Genomic DNA, 22,481 nt, shown 5'->3' on the forward strand with positions numbered 1-22,481 from the left:
AACTAACTAACTAACTAACTACAATTAAAAATCAGTCGAATGGAGGCTTGCTGGCTTTAGGTCTGTATGGGCTAAGAAGTAAATATTTTACCTCTTCGAGTGCATACTGTCCTGCTAGCTAAATTTCCAATTTTTCTCTCGACAATGAAATATACCAAAACGTCATTTTCTCTAGATCTTCAGATGTCCAATTCAGCGCCCAATGGGCACAGCTTATTTTCTCTAGCACATCCAACAGCACTTGTAACTTCCTATTGATTGAAAATCTAATTCTTTTTGCAGAATGTTTCAATTTCTCCATTTCTGAATTTGAAACCTAATATTTTTCCTGCGCTGTTTCTTTCAAACGTAAGTTCCCGCTGTTCCCTGCCATTATCAAGCATAAAAAGATCCTTCTTTTGCGCATAAAGCACCTGTCCGTTCCCCTGTAGAATGTCGTTTTTAACTGTAAGAGCAATAAATTCGTTAGGGCGAAGCTCATATTTTCCTTCATATTCCTTCAGTTCCTCTTGGGTTAAAGCAACTTTGTTTTCAGCAGGCATTTGGTAAGGCAGGCCATAAAGAATGCTTAGGATTTTAATAGTAATGCCATGAAGCTCTTCATCCTCGATATTGCTCAGCATGACGATGCAGATGTCATCTTCAGGCACTCTGGCAAATTCAGATTTAAAACCCCATATATCACCGCTGTGATGCACCAGCCTTCGGCCGTTAAAATAATCGACGAACCAGCCATATCCATAATTCCCTATAACTGGCGTGTAGGCATTTTCCAAAACGGATGCCCGAACCAATTTTTCGCTTTGCAGTCCCACATGAAATTTATAAAGATCACCCGTTGTGCTGTAAATAGCACCAGCAGCGGCCGGAGCACTATAATGGATTAATTTTGCAGGCTCGTCAGTTTTATGATCTGGAAAGGTCCAGTAGCCCACAGCTTTTCTCTTATCTTTAAGAGCAGTAAAATCGAAACCGCTCTGATTCATTTTCAATGGCTTAAAAACATACTGGATTATAGCATCGTAATAGGTTAACCCTGAAACCTTTTCAATTATATATCCGAGAAGTATATAACCTGAATTACTGTACTTCCATGAAGTTCCCGGATCAAAGTCAAAAGGCCTCTTTTTGAGAAGCTCAATAAATGTTTTCTCTTCCGAATCATATCTAGCTTCCGAACTGTCAGGCTGGTGATCCGATATGCCTGAGGTATGGTTTAAAAGGTGGCTGATAGTGACAGTGGAAGCTTTTGGAAAGTCGTCGTAATATTTTTCAATTTTATCCTCTAGGCTTAATTTTTTTTGCTCCGCCAATTTTAAAGCCAGCACAGCAGTAAAAGGTTTGGTTACTGAAGCAATCTGATAAATGCTGCTGCTGTCGCACGCCAAGCCGTCCCTAAAATTCCTGTTTCCATAACCTTTGTGGAGAAGCAAATTCCCTTTCTGGGCTACAAGTATGCTTCCGTTGAATTTCTTCGCCTTCTTTAATGCAAGCATTAGAGCGTCTATTTCAAATGCTTTATTTTGAGCCTGGCAACAAATCATTCCCACAAACAGGCCTAGAAAAAGTACACAGCTGAATTTTTGAAATTTCATATCTAAACTATTTTAATTAAAAAAGTGTAATGCAAAATTAAACTGCTGCATTTACAGAATGAATGTTTGGCTATGCTGCTTCTTCTTTTCACATTAAATCGGATTTGATACTTTTTACGCACAAAAGCTCAGGAGAATTTTATTGATATTTGTCATGGCATTTAATAATATTAAATAAGCAAAACCACCATAAAAGTAGCACATTTCAATTTAGGTTCGAGTACATTTAAGCTGGAAATGAAAATCTAAACTTGGATTCTTATTATTCGCAGGTATGATTGGCCTGAAATGAAAAATTAAGTTCTGCCTAATTTAATCAGTCCTTTTTAAGTTTGCAAAAGTGCAGAATTATAAAAGTTTCATACTTTAATTTTCAACGCTTGAAAATTTCTCATAGCTGCAAAACGTTGCGGACTGCTATCGGCTTTGTATCGCTTTTCCTATAGCATTTTGTTGCGAACTGTTTTTTACAAATTTTCTGCTCAAAGGTTCAAAGGCCTTATAATACAGCGCCTGCGATTATTTTTTCACGATAAAGACTTAAAAAACATTGAAAACAGCAGAAATATTTTTTGGTTTTTTTAACACTTTTTTTTTAGATTCGCACCGCGCTCCAATAAAAGAAACGCCATAAACAGTTAATTTTCAGCCTGCCAGAATGGCCCGTAGCAATATTATTTCGTACGGCGGCATGCCTGCTGCGACATTTTCAAAAGTTGGGCAGATTGCTTGAGCACTGTTTATAAAAAAAAACGCTTAGACTATATCTTTATGAAAGTTTGGAATATCATTCTCTTTACTGTTTTGTTGTTATCCTCCCAAAATTCGACAGGCCAGTCCGAAAAGGAATTAGAAGCCATAGCACGATACCAGCTGGCAGAGGAAGCTTACAGCAGCACCGAATACGATAAAGCCCTGCTTTATTTAGAGCAGGCTGAAAAAATTATAGGCCGTAAACCGAAACTTCTATACTTGCAGATAACCATAGAGCTGGATAAGGGCTATAATAATCTGGATAGAGTCAAGTATATTTTGGATCTGATCAGTAAATTTGAAAATGCTCCAGGCATCAGTGACTTCTCAAAGGACAAAAAGACTATCACTGCCCGAAATAAAGTAATGCTCAAAGAAAAACAGGTGCAGCTGACGGCCGAGCTGGAAAAACTTAAGATTCAAAAGCAGCAGCAGCAAATAAAGTCCGTAAAGGGGAAAGCCGCTTTTGAAAAATTCGCTGTAGAAGGGCTGGCTCTGGGATTGCCATTAGAAGAGTTTGAACAGCAGTATCCGAACTTTATGCCTAAAAATTATAAATTGACCAAAACAAATTGGGGTTCTTCAGATGCGCAAGCCGATATAATTTACATATGCCATTCAAAGAATATCAACTTCGAAAATAAAAATAGTTTTTTGCTTCCTTACAATGCTTCGACGGGAGCACCTTTATATGGCACAGACATTCATGCATTAATAGTAAAAAACCAACGGGTTGTAGGGTTGCAGAAAAATCTTTTTTATTATAACAGCAAAGGCAGCGGAAGCCTTACCCATGAGCAGGCTGCAGCTGAAATCACAAAATACGTGCAAGACTATAAAAATGAATTTGAGTCGGGCGGAGACCAGACCGACGCCATAGAATTTGCAGCTCATCAAGACAGCTGGAAATGGTCACACGAGGGCAAGTCTGTGATTCTATTCAGCGATAATTATGTCGATGAAAAAAATGCCAAAAGGTGGAAATGCTCTCTTACGGTAAGGATAATAAAACAATAACAAGTAAATTAAAACCAATTATAATTATGATCAGAAAACTACTTTTAGCAGTAATGCTTACTACTGTAACCTCTGCATTCTCACAGCTTGAAGCTGTTGGAGGAATCGGAATTGCCAAATTCAGCGAAAAATCCGCAGGTGAGAAAATTGACTCGCATAAATCTACCCTTTCGGGAAAACTGGGTTTTGTCTACTGGATTCCATTTGAAGATGCCCGTTTTTCGATCAATCCTGGAATCTTCTATGGAAATGCTGGATCCAAACTGGAAGGGGTTCCTAATAATACTACTATCACGCTAGGGTATATTACAGCGCCGGTAGATTTTGTTTACAGGCTTAAACCTATTGAAAGCAGTTTCTTTTTTTCTGCGGGAGGATATTACGGATATCTGGTTTCAGCAGAAACAAAAGAAGGTGAATTGAAAATCGATGATGGGGATTACTCTTACAAAAGAAGCGACTACGGCATTAATCTCGGCGCAGGATACGTATTTAGCAATGGCCTTACACTGCGTGGCATATACTCGCAGGGTCTTGCCAATATTTTGAATTACCCTTCTTCTGACAGCGGCAGCCACATCAAAAACAGCAATATTGGCATTTCCATAGGTTATATTATTTTCAAAAAAAGAATCTAAAATAAACTATCCTAAATTATTTGCTAGAGCATGAAAAAACTGCCGTTAAAAATCTGCACAGTATCCTTTTTCTTTTTATTCTTCGTTTTGAACGGGGCCGCACAAAATGAAAAATCATCTGTAAAAAACTTTCTTTGGACATTAAAGCTTCCTGCTGAAATGCAGCGTGGTCCTATGCAGGTAGGTATCGGCGGCAGTTTTTACTTTGAAAGGGAAACGATTGGCGCCAAGCATTACGCCAATCTGTATATTTCTTTTAGCAAAATGAACTTTTTAGGGATTGGCATTCCCGCTTACAAATATAATGGAAAAGCATATCTGGCCAACGAAATGAACGTCATAGACGGCCTTGGAACTTCCGGATTTGAACAGCTGCAGATCACCTCTGTCAAGATGCAGATACAAGTATTGGCGGCGCAGCCTAATGCTGGCGGATCCAACAGCTTTGTCTTGGTAAATTCGGCGATGGGCAGCGTACATCATGCAGCCGAAATAACAAAAGACACCAATATGGATCATCTTGATCTAATGTGGGCTGGCTCCTACCTGCAGGATCTTAACTGGACCAATTCCAGCGGACTTGAAGGCAGGATCAGTAATCTCGAAAAATTAAAACAGAACAAAGCGGATTATAAGAACATTATTGAAAATGCTGATAACGCATACAGCAGAAAAAATCTTGAAGAAGCCCGCATGCTGTATCAAAAAGCGCTTACGATATTACCTTCCGAAAATTATCCTAAAACGCAGCTGGCCAAAATAGAAAATGCCTTTAAGGAAAAACAAAAAAATGAAAGTGCAAAAACACCTGAAAAGCCTCTCGATAATTCCGATCGCACTGCACAACCAGCCACTCTTGGCATACAGCAGCCTGTGATAAAACAGCCAAGAGGCCAAAATCAGGCACCTAGGCAGAGTAATGCTGAAATAGCAGCTGCACAGATGGCCGAAATTAAAAGAAAACAAGAACAAGCCAAACGCATTGAGACGGATCTTGTTCAAAAAGCAGGCAGCCTATCACAGTCCTTTACCCATGCAAATGCGGCATCTGCTTCTTCTCAGGCGATGCAGGAAGCCGGGCTTTCCGATAAATTTTTTAATTCAGTAGAGGAGCTTAATGCAGAATACAGCCGCCAGATGCAGATTATAGAGCAGGAATCAAATAATTACGCTGCTTCAAAAGCAGCATCTGTTTCCAGTTATATTGATGCTTCCTCTGGAACAGGAACCCAGTACGATGATGCTATTAATAGCAGCATGAAAGCTATAGGAGGACTTTTCAGCCAGATAAAGGCCGAGAAAGAAGAACGCGAAAATAAGGAAAGGCTCAGAGCCGAAAGAGAAGCCCAACTGGCCGCAATTGAAAGCAGAAGGAAAGCGGCAGTATTGGGAATGCGCACAAAATTGTTTGAGTTATTTCCAGATGGAAAACTCCCCCTTGAATCCCACCATTTAAAACAGCACCAGGTGTACATCTTTGCCTACCTAGCAGACAAAGATTTTTTGCTGGCTCAGGAAAATGCGACAATTGCTCTGAGCGGGGTCATTCCTATAGAAAAATTAGATGACGGCAGTTTTCCCTATAAACCTGCTGTTGCCTCCAGTCTGAAGAAATTTGGCACTGGAAAAGTTTACATTTCAGGGTATTATCTGAATGCCGAAGATGCGCAAAAAATGCTGGACGCTTTTAGCAATCTGGCTTCCAAAAGCAGTCTTCAGGTAAACCGATTCAGCTTCCAGCAGACAGCAAAAAAAAATGCAGCAACAAACAGCCAGCAGCAAAACGCATCTTCCATATCAAAACAGTCTGCAGAGAGAAGGGAAAACGAAAAGAAAGGTAATTTCTGGAATGATTAATTTGGTTCTGCCGCAACTGCCGGAGCCAATATCAGACTTTAAGCAATTTTAAAATCAGTCCGCCAATTTGAATGATTAAACATAGATTGCTCCCTGCTCCCCTGCAGAGCATTTTTTTAATTGCATATTAGCGCATGCTGGGGAGACACGGAGATTGTTGACGGAAGCTGGACAACGCCTGCAGCTCAAAAGCATTAGTTATGTGATAATTGGAGTTTTTAACCGTAAAAAACGATAAATATTACTAGTTAATTATAGCACCATCTTTTAAATAGTTTGATTTTTATTTACATATGCTCCTTTAAAATCACAAAACTCCCCTTGTAAAACAATCACGAATTACTGCGTAAATTTTAGATAGGTTTACACTCGTCCGAAACTTTAAATATTCATAAGAAACGCATAAAAACTTTGTGGCAGAATCGTGGTATAGAACAAAAACATAGAAATGTAATACGCGAGCGGATAAGAGACCCTAGGTGTGATTCCCCGTATCCCTTCTATAGTCTAAAAGCAATTCTTCAAATACCCCCACCTTTCAGCAAACCTCGCCATCGACGGCCAAAGCAAAATCAAAATCAAAAAAACTAAAAACAATCAGGAAAGAAGGAACAAAAGAAAACTGGCTAACTTAAAAATCTATCATTTAAATGAAAAAATGTAAAATAAAAACAGCCCGAAGGCTGTTTTTTATTTCATGCGATATTAGGTATAAATCATCTATGATCTATGGATGCCGGATGCAATAATTAACCCCTAGCGCACCTGATGCATTATCCTTTTTCCTCTCTATTTGATTAAAAACTTCGTTTTATAACTCGAATCTGCATTTCGCAGCATTAAGAAATAAACTCCCGAGGCTCTTAAATGTGTTTTTATTTCTTTGCTGAAAACGCCATCGATTTCCAACTTAGATTGTCTGTAAACCGCTTTACCGCCGGCATCAAAAATAATCAGATCAAAAGTTCCCTGATCGCCAGTTAGATGCAAAGTAAAGTTTCCATTATTTGGAACTGGGGAAATGAAGAAACCTTTTTTATCTGAAATCGGATATTCCACAGACAGCGATGCATCCACTTTTACTTCCAATGCTGTTGTTTTACTGCATGATGCCTGAGTTAAATAATTCAGAGAAAGTGTCTGATTTCCTTTTTCTGTCCATTTAATGGTTACCATATTGCTATTTTGTTCTATAATTTCTCCACCGGTAACATTCCACGCATAAAGCTGCATAGACGGTGTAGCTGTATACGTTACTGTTGTATTATCATTGGTAATAAGTATGTCACCAGTAATCGCTGCTGTATTATTTAAAGCAGTTTCAACATTAACAGAGACAATTCCTTTTCCTTGCAGGCCACTTGATTTTTTACTCAGTTTTGTTAAATCAACTCCAAAAGTATGATCTCCTGCAAACTTTTCTATGTTTCCAATTTCAAATTCTTTGTCCGAAACTGTAGTTAAAGTTATGTTTTCATTAGAAACTGCAATTCCGCCCGATTTCACAATAATATCATTTTTAGTCAATGACGAAGCCATAATTTCATCGGCAAACACCACTTTCAAAATATCTGTTTCAAAACAATTATTATTTGCATCGCTCAACGGAGTAACTGTACAATTAAGATCTACAATGTCAATATAAACATCTATTCTGCTTACATCGCTTGAGTTTCCAAACTCATCGAGAACTACCGCTTCAAAAGTAATTTTCCCGAAATATCCTTTTATCGGAATTAAAACTTCTTTTGCCGTTTCCTGTTTTTGTCTGCTTACCAAAGTTCTTCCAGTCGGCGTTACAGCATACAGCTCGATAGTTTGTTTGTTTCCAGTAGTGGTTAGGGCAATCGATAAATCATTGCCAGAAGTAATATTATCTAAAGCCGATGATCCTCTGTCTGGCGCAATACGCATGTTGAAAGGTGCAGAAGGTTTTCCAAACTTCACTTCCCACATTGTGCTTGAATTTCCTGTTCCAAAATTGCCAGAAAGATCTTTAAAGCCAGTTTGGTCTACTACAATTTTATAACCGCCTTCGGCCTGAGTAAATTCTCCTAAACCAGAAATTAAATAATGTAAATCGTCTTGTTTTATCAAATTTAGATTTGCATTTAAATTAATGCTGCCTTTGTAAAGTGTAACCCAGTTTTTCTCAAAACTGCTTATTGGTTTAGTTAAAGTTACGACAATATCTGTTACGTTCTGGCTGTGTACTGCTCCCTGATATTTAGGAGTAAACGCATCAATTTCTGGGATAGTGGTATCCACTTTCCATTTTTGTGTTTGCACAATTAATCCCAAAGTGTTGTCTTCTGCTTTTATTGACGGAAGATCAACTGCCAGCTCATATTGGCCATTTTCTTTGTTGTACCCGTTTAATCCGACAATAGTATATTTTAAATTATCATCGGTAACAATAGAAACATTCTCCAGCGGTTTCCCGTTCAGAGTCAGTTTATCTTTTGTAAACTGAACAGGTTTTACAGGTTTGTTAAATACAATTTCGACACTATTTACAGCCTGTGCTTCTATTTGGTCTGTTTTAAACTGAACAATCCCAAGTTCGCCGATTATCTGAATCCATGAAATGCTTTTCCCTTCATTTCCTTCGTTTCCTTCCAAATCTTTTATTCCGGCACATTGAACTGCTAACTCATAATATCCAGAAGCAAGTGATAGTGTTTTGATATTTAAAACATAAGTCGAATCGTTTACTTTTCCAATAAAACTATCGCTAAACGGAATTTTTGCTCCCTGATGGATCAAACTGACATTCTGCGCTGTAAATGTACTTGGGTTAATTGCTTTATTAAAGTTTACCTGAACAGATTCTACTGGTTTTGTGGTTGTCGGAGGCAAACTTTCAAAAGATGCTACTTTTGGAATGTTGGTATTGATGACACTGTAATACAAAGTATATCTTTCTAATCCTGATATTTTATCAAGGAAATGAAGTCTGTTTTCATACTTTGGCTCAAGTCCGTCTCTCAGCGTTACATGCGTTTGCCAAAAGTTTTCTATTGGCAGTTCCAGATTATCGCTGATTCTGACTACTCTTTCGAGTTTGTACTTATCTGCTCCTGGATCAGCTGTGTTACCGTAGTTCCATCCTGTTTTAGATGAATCCATGGTTAAAGTCGTTGTAAGCTGGCTTGGAGAAATAATATTCGAAACCGTTCCTGCTGCTGCTTTATACACTTCATCGCTTTCTCCGTTTGAATAATAAATAGCATCTGGAGTATCATTTAAATCGACTGCATCATTTACTAAGAAATCGTTGATATTATCCTGACCTGCACCGTATGCTTTTACGCTCTTAATTAATTCGTGGGCATACGATGCTTTTATCAGACTTAGGTTTTTATTGCCATAGCTGCTTAAATGCTTAATTTTAAGATCATATTCAACAAAATGGCCTAACAAAGTACTGGTAAACCACCATTGTCCAAGTGCTGTTTTTTGAGCTTCGATGTTTCCGAAATCAACATTCAGCAAACCTAATTGTTTTGGTTCGTTGTTAAAGTTGCTTCCAATAATTTCAAAATCTATTAATAAGCCTTTTTTATTTTCTATAATTTCAGGCTGAACAGATTCTACCTGAACATTTTTAGCGATTCCGTATCCTTCATTTTTAATTAATAAAGCCATTTCTGCCGGAACAATCGGCTCTATTTTATCTGTAAGCGGATCATCTCCTAAAATGTCCCTTTGCATAAAATAATGCATTACCAAATCTGGGCTTGGGTTTACTTCTAAAGTCACCGGATATAATTGCACCGTCACCCTGTCGCCTGTATTGGGATCTAAATACGATAAAGTTCCTCCAAAAGAATATGACTTGGGTACAGTTGGCGCCGCATCTTTAGTAGGAATAAAAATTACTGTTCCTGACTGGCTGCTGCTTGGCCCGACAAGTCCTGTTCCGCTAAGGAAAGCATCTTTGTTGATCTGGAACAGATGCGTCATATCATTTCCAGCTTCGTCTCTAATCAATAAATCTAAGTTTAGATCTTTAATTGTATTTGCCTCGCTACCGTTGTTTAAAGTTAAAGTACCTTCAAAAGCCTCTCTGGTCATGGTGATTTTTTGAGAGAATTTTACAGTTACGCTTGCGCAAACGGAAGATTGAGAAGCCAATCTTTCAATATATTCTTTTAAATCTGCCATGTCTTGATTGTACATTTTTTCAGCAGATGCAAAACCTCTGTTTTTTACAAGATCAACTAGTAATTGTCTTACTCTATCATACTCTTCAATATCATTTTTGTTTACAATATCCGGATATTCAGCATTTGGAGCTTTAATATTTTTATTCCATGCTTCTACCGTTTTATTCCATCTGTTACAGAATGTTTCAATTTCCTGGCTTGTAATATCAGAACCTGAAAGATTCGTTTTAATTCTGGTAATATCAGCAGCAGAAAATGCTTTTTGCATATCAAGATTTAAAGCCGTTTCTTTCATGAAATCATGAAAATTAGGACTGTCTATAATTCTCTCATTGCCCAAATAAGCCTTGAGCCTGCTATTTAAAGCTTTTTGCGCATTGTCCATTACATAGAAATCATTATACATGCTTTCAAGGAAACTGTTGCTGTTACTGTTCGCTTTTTTACCTGAAGCTAATGGATCATAAATACAAGCTTTTAATGTTCCAACCATACTGGCAACACAGCCTATTGGCCCTGGAATACAGCCAGCAACGGCAATGACTTGATTAATTGTTTCTCCATTCATGGTAGCCAGACCAAGAAGACATCCTGCAACAGCTCCTGCCGGCCCACCTGCACATCCTATAACCATACCAAATACCGAAGTAAGGCAAGGATTAGTGCAAATAGTTGGAAGCGATGTTACGATATTTCCAATTGCTGTTCCAATAGGAATCAATCCTCCAAAACCGCTTCCATTAAAATTAGGTATACCGGTTACTACGGGAGTGCTTGGTGTAGAACAAGTCAGCACATAATACGGTTTAAACGCCGCTAAATCTTGTTCGGTTTCACATACATAAGTTCCTTTTGTAATTAAATTGTAACTGCAGTTTTGCCCAGCCGCCGCTGCCGCCGCGTTTCTTGCGGTCGAAGCCGGTCTTGTAATTAATATCGGCACTATGATACTCGATTTTGCATTTAAGATGCCAAGCTTATCGATCATGAGTTTAAACTTATAATCTCCCTGAGCATCTACATTAAAAGTCACATTTGATAATGCGATCAAACCGTGATTTGTAACCGTTGCATAACTCATTCTGCTTTCGCCCGCTTTTAAATCTAGAACAGGATTGTCGATATCGATAACAATTACTGGTTTTGGTACGTTTGTTTCGAATTTAACTACTAAATCAGATTGGTATTCGTCTGCAATTTCTGTTGGTTTTACAACCCATTCATAACTTACTGCCTGATACGAAATAAATACCTTTTGAGTCGTTACTTTACCTGGATCTATTAATAAATTATTCTGATATGAGGCGTGCTTATCTGCCGATACCGTTACCGTATAATATCCTTCCGGAATTTGAGGTGTGGCAAACAAACCATTTTCATCTGTAATTCCTTCTGCCAAAACTGCACCAGAAAAAGGATGGCGCACTGTTACTTTAGCTCCCTTTACGTGAGGAGCTTTTTCTGTATTATAAGTATATTCGTCAACAACGTCAACTATTAAAGAACCTGTTGCTTCTGAAACGGTTTCTATTTTAAAAGGAATGCTTACTCCTCCTCCATTTGAAGGATTTAAAGCTAAGTTTCCGGTTAATGGGACATTTAATTGCTGCTTATCTGTTGGCACCAATTCCAAAATGACTTTTGCAGATTCGTTTGGAGCAATTTTATCAATAACAGCTGCACTTTTAAGCTTCATCCATTCCAGATTCGGAACATCCACTTTTACGTTTTCTGCGTCTATTGCTCCCGTGTTCGAAATTGTAAGTTCATAAAAACGAGAGTTTCCTTTAATCATCGTAGTATTGATGCTTACCGGATTTGCTGCCAATTTAGGTGTTTGCGCTTTAGCATGATAATACGCCAAGACAGGCAGTTTTGCCCCTTCGTTTGAAACTATGTTAAAATTGATTTCATAATATTTTTGTTCTGCCGATGCTGTTTCTGCCAATATCGTATAACTTAAAACGGCTTCTTGCCCCGATGCCAGCGTTAAGGGATCTGTTTGTATGGCGAAGCCTGCCTCTGCCGGTAATTCAATATTAATATTGGTTAATGGTGTCTTGCTGTTATTTTTTAAGACAAATTCACCTTTATACGGAACTTTGGCTACCACTTCCCATTTTAAATAATCAGAAGGTTTGTTTGTCCATTCAAAGCCAACAATGTCAAATTCTGCCTGAACTGCGTTTTTTGTTCCAGGATATCCTGCACTTACCGTATAATGTCCGCTTTCTGCCTGTAAAGGTTCAAAATCGTAGGCAAAATTTCCTGAAGCGTTTGTTTTTACTTTAAAAGAGCGTGTAAAACTTCCAGCCGCAACAATAATTTCTACTTCTTTATTTACAGCAGGAGAATTGTTTGCCATTTTGGCCGATCCTGTAATTGCAACAACTTCTCCCGATTTGTAGACCAGTTTAGAAACCGAACTTACGGCACTATAACTCGAAAGTAATTTTATAGCCGAATAAGCCTGATTATTGGCATACGATAATTCATTTATTTTTTGATCTGAATTTACCGCTGCCACCAAATAATAATCGCCGGCCTGCTGAGGGAGTTTGATTGATTTTACAAGATCCAGCGCTTTTCCTGCTTCGATATCGCTGTCAAGCTGTGAGGCAAATACAGGAATTGCATTTTGAATTAATTTATCTTTAGATAGAAAATATTCTATTTTTGAACCTTTTGCCAATAGCGCAAAACCTTGATTGGCAATAGAAACTGTCACTTCTATAGTATCCTCACCATTTGCTTCTGCTATAGTTTTTACCGAGTTAGCAACAGCATCTGGCTTGTTTTGATCTGTAACCAAAATCCAAGCAAATCCTGAACTGAAAGTATCGGCTTCAGCTTGAATTCGTACGGTCTGATCTCCTGTTTTTAGCGGATCTATAATTGTATTAATTTCTACCTCAGCACTTTGCTGTCCGGCTGGAATTGAAACTTCTGTCGGAATTGAAACAATAGTTGGAGAATCTGAAGATAATTTTGCTAAAATGGCTTTAGAAGTGTCCACTGTATTTCTGGAAATGGTAATTTTTGCCGCTTTTTGAACTCCTGCCTTAACTGTTGCCGGATTTGCTTTTACAATTAAAGCCGGTCCATTGCTGTCAAGAATGGTAATATCTTTGCTGGCACTGCTTCCGTCTCCTGCAGAAATGGTGCAGTTGCATGATGCAGAATAAACATCCGCTGTTACACTAACCACTTTTGTTCCATCTACGATTCCATTGTTTACAGCTCCAATATTAAATTTCTTCGAATTTACATTGGCAGGAAAATCAACAGCATCTGGTAAAATCAAAGCATTAGCGATACTTGCTTTTAAGCGAACTGATGTGCTTATTTCTGATTTATTGATCCGCTTTAATGTCGCATAAGTTGCGTAAACTCCATCGCCTTTAGAAATAGTTTGCGGTGCAATCTCCAATTCGAAAGCTGGAACATTCGAACTTTTTAAAATTACTTCTGCATTTCCTGCTTGAAAACCTTCAGCCCTAAGCGTTAATTTCCCTGTTACGGTCTGCTCAGGAACTTTATTGTTTTTTACGGTTACAGTAAACGAAGCTGTTTTACTTCCTGCCAGAAGCGTAACTTCTGCAGGAACAGTCCATCGTGAACTTTGGTCTGCCGTAATCGCAAATTTTACATCTTTTGTTTTGGCAAAACCAGTTTCTAAAGTAACCGTTACCGTTTCGCCATCCGTTGCTGTACTTTTTGAAGGACTTAGCGTAATGGTTGAAAATTCATTATCTATAATTTCGATATTATCGGAAACGGCAGGATAATCGTTTCCTGCAATTGATAACGAAACAGTTCTGTTTCCGTCATTCTCTGTATTATCGATCGGTGTGATATAAAAAACTGCCGAAGACTGGTCTTTTACAATTTTGAGTGGGGAATCAAACTGAAGCTGCGAAGCCAAAGAAGCGGTTAAATTATAGATTTTATCACTGCTTCGGTCACCGCTTTGCAGCAGTGTTGCTCTAATCACTTCGGTAGAGTTCTCATCGATGCTCTTTCTGTCAAGCGTTAAAAACAAACGTTTTTCAAGCAAAATAGAACTTGCCGCAGTAACTTTATTGTTGTTCTTTAGAGATTCTGGTTCTTTTACCGCTGTATTGGCGATAATATTGATTCTCACTTTTATATTGCCGTCAAGACCTAAAATTTTAGGAAGATTAAAAGCTGCCGTTCTGTTTACAGAATTTTGTTTATCAAGATCTTGGCTATACGAAACGGCTCCTAAATTGTATTCTAAACCTGTTTGATCCGAAACAATGCTAATCTGCTCCACCCATCCGCCAGAAGCGATTCGGTCTCCAATATTGTCTACTTTCCATGAAACATTAATTTTTCCGTCGGGAGCAATAGCAGATTCTGCTGTGCTAATCGCTGAAATTGTCAAATCAGGATATTGTGCTGCGGCAATTGTCAGCTTTCCGTTTACGTGGTTTGCCCCTATATCGACAGCATTTTTAGAACTTAAAACAACACTGCTTAAGTCTAAATTGTGTGTTTGCCCCGAGGTATAATTCAATGGAATCTCGATCGGAATTTCTAATAAAGCACCGCTGTTTCCTTTAAAAGAAGTGCTTGTAAGCGAGAGAATAATAAAGTGATAATTGCGCGGATTATTCTTTTCGATGTTCACATAAATAGCATGATCGCCTTTACGGCTTTCGATAATTTTACTGTCTTTTTCGCTTACAATTAATCCTGGCGGAACCGTAAGGGTAAACTCAGCTCCCACGACCTCATCGGCATTAGCCAGATCAATTGCAATTTTTGATTTTTCGCCCGGTCCTGCTGATGCATTTAATACTTTTAAACTATTCTGGGCTTGTGCAAACGCAGCCATAAATAGGAAGATAAACACCAAAAACGGTTTTATTTTCATTGTTTTCAATTTGTTAGATATCATTATGGTGAAGTTTATTGTATTAACATTTTTCCTTTAAAAAACACAGGTTTTACTCTATTCTGCACTTCGATGCTGTAGAAGTAAATTCCAGAAGCAAGATTTCTGCGCTGGAAAGTAAATTCATGCTTTCCTTGCGATGCATCGAGACCCGATTCTGTGTAAACGGTTCTTCCTGCTGCATCAAAAACTTTTAAGATGGCTTGATCTGCGTTTTCAGCTACATGATACTGAATCACCGTTTTATCAGTAAATGGATTTGGATAATTTGCAAGTACAGCGTCGGTTTCTTGATCTATATCGCCAACTCCTAAAGTTCCTGCTATTTTATAGCTCAATGATTGGGCATCGGCATTAGAAATCATGGCAGAAGCAATCGCTGTTTTAGAAGATAAGGAAGCAATGGCGTGCTTGCCAGAAAGTGACTTATCCATAGAAAAACCTATAATGCTTATTTCGCCTTCATGTTCTGCAATTGAAACCGTATAACCAATGCCAGAAAGAAGTTCTTTTACTTCAGTTTTACTTCCGCCTTTTAAACGAATGTCAAATGCTGCTGTCATAGCCGACTGATTGTCGATATAAAGCATATTATCTTCAATACTTAAAACCACATCTTCATTGCTGGCCAAAGCCATGCGTTTTGTGCTGCCAGAATTTTCGAGAGTTCCTGCTTGGATTTTATTAATTAAGGAAATAATATCCAACACGTTCAGATTCTTATCTCTATTGATATCGGCCGCACCATAATTAAAGAATTTTGGCTTCTGGCTTAAAGTATAATTTAAAGTCGACTGAATATCCAGAATATTTACAATTCCGTCTAAATTAGAATCTCCTTCCCTATAGGCAATGGTATAACTTAGAATACTGTTTCTTGCAGCTCCTGCAATTTGCCTTAATTCTAAAGTCTGGTTATTTGGAACATTCCATTCGCTCAAAATATTCGTTAATTTAATGCCGTCTTCCGGAACTGTTACCATTTGGAAATAATCCTTTAAAGTCATATTATAGGATTGGGTTGCACTAAATATAGAATTTGTATGGTCGTAATGATTGATTTTCTGATCTTTTAAAACTGCATTTACCGTTAAAGTCAGTTCTCCTAAATTGATTCTCTGGCGATCGATTTTAAAGCTTACCGCCGGTAAAAATGCCGCATCGATCCCTGTTAATTCATTTTCCGAAAGATCAACCGTTTTTAGCTTGGTTACTTTTGATATACTTTCCGGAATGGCTCCAGTTAGTTTGTTCTTGGCAAGATTCAGATTTTGCAGTTCGCTAAATTTTCCAATTTCTGCACTTATTGTTCCAGTCAAATTGTTGTCGGGAAGATTGATTGAAACCACATGTCCGCCGTTGGTTGTAACGCCTTTCCATTTCTTTTCATGAAGATTGTTAGATGATGTATCCCAAGCTTCTTTCCATCCTGTTCCGCCTGCATTTTGAAAAAAAGCAACTAGAGCATCATATTCTTCTGCAATTAGTGGTGTTTCAGAACCGTCTGCAATTCCTTTAAACTGAATATAAGTTCCTTGCGACGTCCCATTTTTCTGCCAAATGGCAATTTTAGCACCTGCAGGGACACTGGCCACAGAAATATTTGGAAACGTAATGGTATTGCCTACAGCCGTCGCTTCAGAAATTTTGAAATTGTTGGCCTGCAGTTCAAACTGGTATTGTCCTGTATAATCCTGTGCTGTTTCGTTGTAGGTTGCAACCGCTGGAAGATCAGCTATAATTTCGTCGCCTTTTAGATATAAATATTCCTCTTTTGCGATAACCTGACCTCTCAGGTTAATATACACTTTGGCCAGATCGTAGGTAAAAGGTTTTTCTAAAGCGTCGAAACCGTTGTTTGAAAGATCAATCTGTTCGATATTTTCCAAATCGTTGAAGTGCCCCGGAATTGTTCCTTTAAATCCATTTCCGGCAATTGAAAGTTTTTTCAATCCAGAAACTCCAGATAAAACAGGCAGTGTTCCCTGAAATTTGTTCGATTGCAAATTAAGCGTTTTTAGGTTTGCCAATCTTCCTAAATCAGAAGGAAGCGATCCTTCAATTGCATTCGACTGCAGATTTAAAGTTTCCAAATAAGTCAAACCGGATAATTCTGCAGGAAGTGTTCCTGATAAATTATTCGCAGCTAAACTTAGCGAAACTACATGCCCGTCTTTTGTTCCTACTCCGTACCAGCTTACTTCGTGAAGTTTGTTTTGCGAAATATCCCATTTTTGCGTCCATTGCGCTCCATTTGCACTTGAATAGATTTTTTTCAGGATTTCGAATTCTTCATCTGCCAATGGCTTTCCAAAAACAATCTGAGTATAATTAATTGCTGTTCCTTGTGCTGTTCCGTCGTTTTGGACAATTCTAATTTTATCTGTTAATTTTATTCCGAATAAAGCAATGTCCTTAAAAATTAATTTTCCTTCGCTGTTAGAATAATTCGATGCTTTGTTTACACCGTTAATGTAAAGTGTAAAATGGTTTTTGTTATTAACAGCACCTCCGTTTGCATTAAATAAAAACGTTGATAAAACAGGCAGATTAATTGCCAGTTCATTTGCCCCTACTTCGATAGTTGGAATTGTAATATTTTGATACGTAAAATCAACTGTTTTTAAAAGTGGCAAACGAGCCAAGGATTCATCTGCGTCTTCGATATTATTGTTACTTAAATATAACGCTTTTAAAGCCTGCAGTTTATTCCATGATGATGGTATAACTCCCTTTAACTTTGTGTATCTAAGATCTAAAGATTCTAAAGATTCTAATCCTGAAATAATATTTAGATCTGTTGCGCTTAAGTTTTTTGTATAACTGCCGCCGTATAAAGAAAGATTTTTCAGGTATTTTAAATTGGCAAACGAAGCTGGAATTGTCCCAGAAACATTCGAATTGTTGTTAAGGTTTAAACCTGTAATGTGTCCGTTCTGAATGCTTACTCCGTACCAGGCGCCTTCATGCAGATTGTTTTCTGCTGTCACCCATTTATTATTCCAGTTTGCCCCATTCATAGCATTATGAAAATCAACTAAAGCCTGATATTCAGCATCTGGAATTTTTGGCTGGTCTACTTTTACATTGGCAAAATAAATTCTGGAATCGTAAGAAGCAGAAGAACCGCCTTCGTAATCCTGATACAAATACAATTCGTCTCCCGTTTTTAAAGTCGAAAGATAATCGGCAGGAATTGTTATGGTTCCGTCTGAAGCCACCCTTAAATTATTTCCAACTTGGTTTCCTTTTACAAACAGTCGAAATGGCCTTTGTGCCGAGAAATCATTTGCCGTTCTGTTGTAAAGCACAATATTTGGCAGGCCGCTCACTTTTACATCGTTTCCTTCATATAAAAAATTAGGAATAGTTAGCGTTTGAGATGTTAATTCTAAATTTACCTGGCTTGGCAGCAATGCCTGAATAGTCGAAAGCTTATTGCCAGTAATGCTTAAAGTCTGTAAAGCTGTATTTTTTTCCAGATCTTTAATAAGCACTTCAATCTGATTATAAGAAAGATTTAAAGTGGCTAGCTTTAAAAGATTTCCTGTAGATGCTGGAATTGATTTTATCTGATTTGATGATACATTTACGGTTACTAAACTTTCCATGCCGCCAAAATCTTCAGGCAGCGCTGTAAGTTCATTGTTGTTTAAATGCAGTGTATTTACTTTCTTCAGCTTGTTCCATGACGCTGGAAGATCGCCTTTGATTTTGGTGTATCTTAAATCCAAATATTCAAGATTGGCAAGTTCTGATAAAACACCTAAATCTGCTGCACTTAAATCCTTATAGTAATTGCCTCCGTAAAGTGACAGAGATTTCAGGTATTTTAAATCTTTAATCGAGGCAGGAATAGCCCCCGTAACCGAACTGTTATTGTTTAAATTAATACCTGTAATATGGCCGTTTTCTATGCTTACTCCGTACCAAGCGCCTTCATGAAGATTGTTTTGGGCAACATTCCATTTATTAGTCCAGTTTGCACCATTCATAACGGTATAAAAATCCACTAAAGCCTGATATTCTTCGTCTGGAATTTTGGGCTGGTCTACTTTTACATTTACAAAATTTACAGTTGAATAATACGAAATGCTTCCTGTTGAAGAATCATACTGCTGATACAGATAAAAACTGTCTCCCGTTTTTATTGATGCCAGATAAGAAGCCGGAATTAGAATGCTTCCGTCTGCTGATGCGGCTATATTGCTGCCGACTTGACTGCCTCCCACATACACGCCAAATTGTCTTCTTGCCGAAAAATTATTCTGGTTTCTGTTGTAATGAACAATATTCGGCAGTGTTTCAATTTTTACATCGGCGCCGGTATACACAAGCCCTTCAATATTTATGGTTTGATAATGAAGCTGCAAACTAACATTAGCATTGAGCAATCCTGCAACATCAGAAACGTTATTGCTAGAAAGATTTAGCGTTCTTAAAGAAGCTATATTTTCAAGCTCTTTTACCAAAACTGGAATTTTATTATCAGATAAATTTAAAGTAACCAGATTTTGAAGATTTCCAATCGATGCCGGAATCGCTTTTATTTGGTTATTCTGAGCTTCAAGCGTTACCAAACTTTCCATTGCGCCAATATTGTCTGGCAAAGCAGCTAAAGCATTATATGCTAAATAAAGTGTCTTTAGTTTTTTTAATTTACTCCACGATGCAGGAATATCACCTTTGATTTTGCTGTATCTAAAATCTAAAAATTCTAAGGACTCTAATTCTCCAATAACATTTAAATCTGTTGTGCTTAAATCTTTACTGTAGTTTCCTGCATAAAACGAAAGATTTTTAAGGAATTTTAAGTTGGAGATTGAAGCTGGAACTGCTCCCGTAACATTCGAAATATTATTAAAACTAAGCCCAGTGATGTGTCCGTTTTCTATGCTTACGCCGTACCAAGCTCCTTCATGCAGATTATTTTCTGCAATATTCCATTGATTATTCCAGCGTGCTCCACCCATTGCATTGTAAATATCCGCTAAAGCCTGATATTCTAAATCTGGGATTTTTGGCTGATCTACTTTTACATTTACAAAATTAACTTTTGAATAGTAAGAGACGCTTCCTGTTGAAGAGTCATACTGCTGATATAAATAAAAAGAATCTCCTGTTTTTAGCGAAGCCAGGTAAGCCGCGGGAATTACTACACTTCCGTCTGCAGCTGCTGTTACATTATTTCCAACCTGACTGCCTCCAACATAGACTCCAAATTGCCTTCTGGCAGAAAAATCATTTTGATTTCTGTTGTAATAAACAGTATTTGGCAGATTGGAAACCGTTAAATCAGAACCTGTATAAACCAGTCCTTCAACATTGATATTTTGATAATGGAGCTGCAAATTGACCGAGCTGCCAAGCAATGCCGCAACATTTGAAATATAGTTGCTTGCAAGATTTAATGTTTTTAATGTTAAAACATTTTCCAGCTCTTTTGCCATAACCTGAATCTGATTGTCTGATAAATTAAGCGTAACCAGATTTTGAAGATTTCCAATAGAAGCTGGGATAGTTTTTATCTGATTGTATGGCGCTTCTAGAGTAACAAGGCTTTCCATTTCTCCTAATTCTTCAGGCAATTCGGTAATTGAGTTATTGTAAAAATAAATCGTTTTTAATTTTTTTAGCTTGCTCCATGAAGATGGGATGGCATTTTGTATTCGGCAGTATCTCATATCCAATGTTTCCAGAGACTGCAGTTCTGATAAAACATTTAAATCTGTTGCAGTTAGGTTTTTAGAATAGTTTCCCGCGTAAAGAGATAAATTTTTCAGATATTTTAAATTACCGAAAGAAGCCGGAATTGAACCAGAAACATTAGATGTATTATTAAGGTTTAATCCTGTGACATGGCCATTTTCTATACTTAAACCTGTCCATGCGCCTTCATTAAGATTGTTTTCGTTTATATCCCATTTATTATTCCAGCTGCTTCCTCCCATAGAATTGTAAAAATCTACTAATGCCTGATATTCTATATTAGAAACAGCAGGCTGATTTACTTTTATGTTTGTGAAATAAACCTTGCTGTAATAAGAAACGCTTCCGCTTGAAGAGTCGTACTGCTGGTACAAATATGCTTCGTCGCCATTTTTTAAAGAAGATAAATAGGCTGCAGGAATTGTCAAACTGCCATCTGCAGCCATAACGGCATTACCAATTTCACTGCCGCGAACATAAACTGCAAATTGCCTTCTGGCAGAAAAATCATTTTTAGTTCTATTGTAGGTAACAATATTAGGCAGGTTATCTATTTTTAAATCTACTCCTTTGTAAATAATATTTTCAATGTCTACTGCTTGATAATGCAGGCTGAGATTTACCGTACTCGGCAATAGAGCTAAAACTGAAGCAATTTTATTGCTGCTTAAATTTAAGGTTCTCAATGCTGTTAAATTCTCCAGCTCTTTGATTAAAACTGGGATCTGGTTATCTGAAAGTTCGGCTGTTACAAGACTTTCAAGCTGGCCAAATTCTGGAGATAAACCTGTAATGGCGTTGCTGCTCAAATAAAGGGTTTTAAGCTTTTTTAACTTCGCCCATGATGCCGGAATTATGCCTTTTAACTTGGCATATCTTAAATCTAGAGATTCTAAAGCTTCCAACTCGGAAAAAACATTTAAATCGGTTGCGCTGAGATCTTTTGCATAATTGCCTCCGTATATGGAAAGTGTTTTAAGAAATTTTAAATTCCCAAAAGAAGCCGGAATTGAGCCAGAAATATTGCTTGTCCCATTAAGGTTAATAGCTGTAACATGCCCGTCCTCAACTGTAACCCCGTACCATGGCACTTCATGCAGATTGTTTTCTTTTGTATTCCATTTGTTGGTCCAGTTGGCTTCTCCTGTAGCTTTGTAAAAATCTACCAATGCCTGATATTCTGAATCCGGTATGGGAATATTAGCACTGTTTTTTGCCGATAATAAAGAAAGACTGCCAAATAAAAATAGCAATCCCATAAGTAGTTTTCTCTCCATAGATTAATGTTTAAATGCCAGTATATTAAGAAGATACTTTTTGTTAAAAAATCGGCATAAAAGTAGGAAAAACATTTCTTTTATTTTTTTACGCTAAAGTTAAAAAACATCTACAGCCTAATAACCAGAAACTTATACAAATAAATTACCTGAATACAGGTAACTTAAAGGATGCAAAAGTGATTTGACTAAATAAAGCCCAAAAAGATTTAAAAGTGCAGCTAATTCTCCTTTTTTTTGATACCCCCTAATCCAACTTGCTTTACTTCGAATTATTAGGCATCGCCTCGATTGAAATAAAATCGTTTTTATTTAGACTGGTTTATAGTTCTTCTTCCGTTCAGAAATATCTTATAGTTTTTAGTAACAGCAACAAGACTCGCACCAACTATCTCACAAACGACTTTCATTAGTTTTTCTGCTCTAAAATCATTTAGATTTCAAATGACTATAAAAAAATCCCCGCTTAAATACACCACACTTCTCCGAACTCCCCCTTCGCCGGCCAAAACAAAAAAACACCTACTAACTAACTAACTAACTAA

Annotated in this window: 6 protein-coding genes; 3 read left to right on the top strand and 3 right to left on the bottom strand. The window is 37.5% G+C overall.

What is annotated here, in order from left to right; genetic code table 11:
* Positions 1–266: 266 nt before the first annotated feature.
* The gene (locus FF52_RS22890) at positions 267–1,496 is read right to left on the bottom strand and encodes a serine hydrolase domain-containing protein (protein WP_157498686.1); all 1,230 of its coding nucleotides are present in this window, start codon (positions 1,494–1,496) and stop codon (positions 267–269) included.
* A gap of 870 nt (positions 1,497–2,366) precedes the next feature.
* Between FF52_RS22890 and FF52_RS22895 the strand changes: the two genes are divergently transcribed.
* The 3 genes from FF52_RS22895 to FF52_RS22905 are packed head-to-tail and all read left to right on the top strand — an operon-like array spanning position 2,367 to position 5,860.
* Positions 2,367–3,365, top strand: a complete 999-nt coding sequence (locus tag FF52_RS22895; protein WP_008469325.1) for a hypothetical protein — start codon at positions 2,367–2,369, stop codon at positions 3,363–3,365.
* Positions 3,366–3,391: 26 nt separating this feature from the next.
* Entirely contained in the window at positions 3,392–4,003 is a 612-nt protein-coding gene (locus FF52_RS22900; RefSeq protein WP_008469326.1) for a porin family protein, read from the top strand.
* 30 nt (positions 4,004–4,033) lie between these two features.
* Positions 4,034–5,860 carry a hypothetical protein gene (locus FF52_RS22905; protein WP_008469328.1) on the top strand — a complete coding sequence of 609 codons (1,827 nt, stop codon included), beginning with the start codon at positions 4,034–4,036 and terminating at the stop codon, positions 5,858–5,860.
* Between the two features lie 789 nt (positions 5,861–6,649).
* Here the strand turns inward: FF52_RS22905 and FF52_RS22910 are convergent.
* Together FF52_RS22910 and FF52_RS22915 are read right to left on the bottom strand one after the other, a co-directional pair.
* The gene (locus FF52_RS22910) at positions 6,650–14,929 is read right to left on the bottom strand and encodes a CARDB domain-containing protein (protein WP_008469330.1); all 8,280 of its coding nucleotides are present in this window, start codon (positions 14,927–14,929) and stop codon (positions 6,650–6,652) included.
* A gap of 35 nt (positions 14,930–14,964) precedes the next feature.
* Positions 14,965–21,936, bottom strand: coding sequence for a T9SS type A sorting domain-containing protein (locus tag FF52_RS22915; RefSeq protein WP_157498690.1), 6,972 nt, complete (start codon positions 21,934–21,936; stop codon positions 14,965–14,967).
* Positions 21,937–22,481 lie beyond the last annotated feature (545 nt).

The sequence above is a fragment of the Flavobacterium sp. F52 genome (assembly GCF_000278705.1).
In the GTDB taxonomy this organism is placed as follows: Bacteria; Bacteroidota; Bacteroidia; order Flavobacteriales; family Flavobacteriaceae; genus Flavobacterium; species Flavobacterium anhuiense.

Coding starts and splice junctions, on each gene's coding strand:
- FF52_RS22905 (WP_008469328.1), top strand. CDS start 4,034: ATGAAAAAACTGCCGTTAAAAATCTGCACAGTATCCTTTTTCTTTTTA.
- FF52_RS22900 (WP_008469326.1), top strand. CDS start 3,392: ATGATCAGAAAACTACTTTTAGCAGTAATGCTTACTACTGTAACCTCT.
- FF52_RS22915 (WP_157498690.1), bottom strand. CDS start 21,936: ATGGAGAGAAAACTACTTATGGGATTGCTATTTTTATTTGGCAGTCTT.
- FF52_RS22895 (WP_008469325.1), top strand. CDS start 2,367: ATGAAAGTTTGGAATATCATTCTCTTTACTGTTTTGTTGTTATCCTCC.
- FF52_RS22890 (WP_157498686.1), bottom strand. CDS start 1,496: ATGCTTGCATTAAAGAAGGCGAAGAAATTCAACGGAAGCATACTTGTA.
- FF52_RS22910 (WP_008469330.1), bottom strand. CDS start 14,929: ATGAAAATAAAACCGTTTTTGGTGTTTATCTTCCTATTTATGGCTGCG.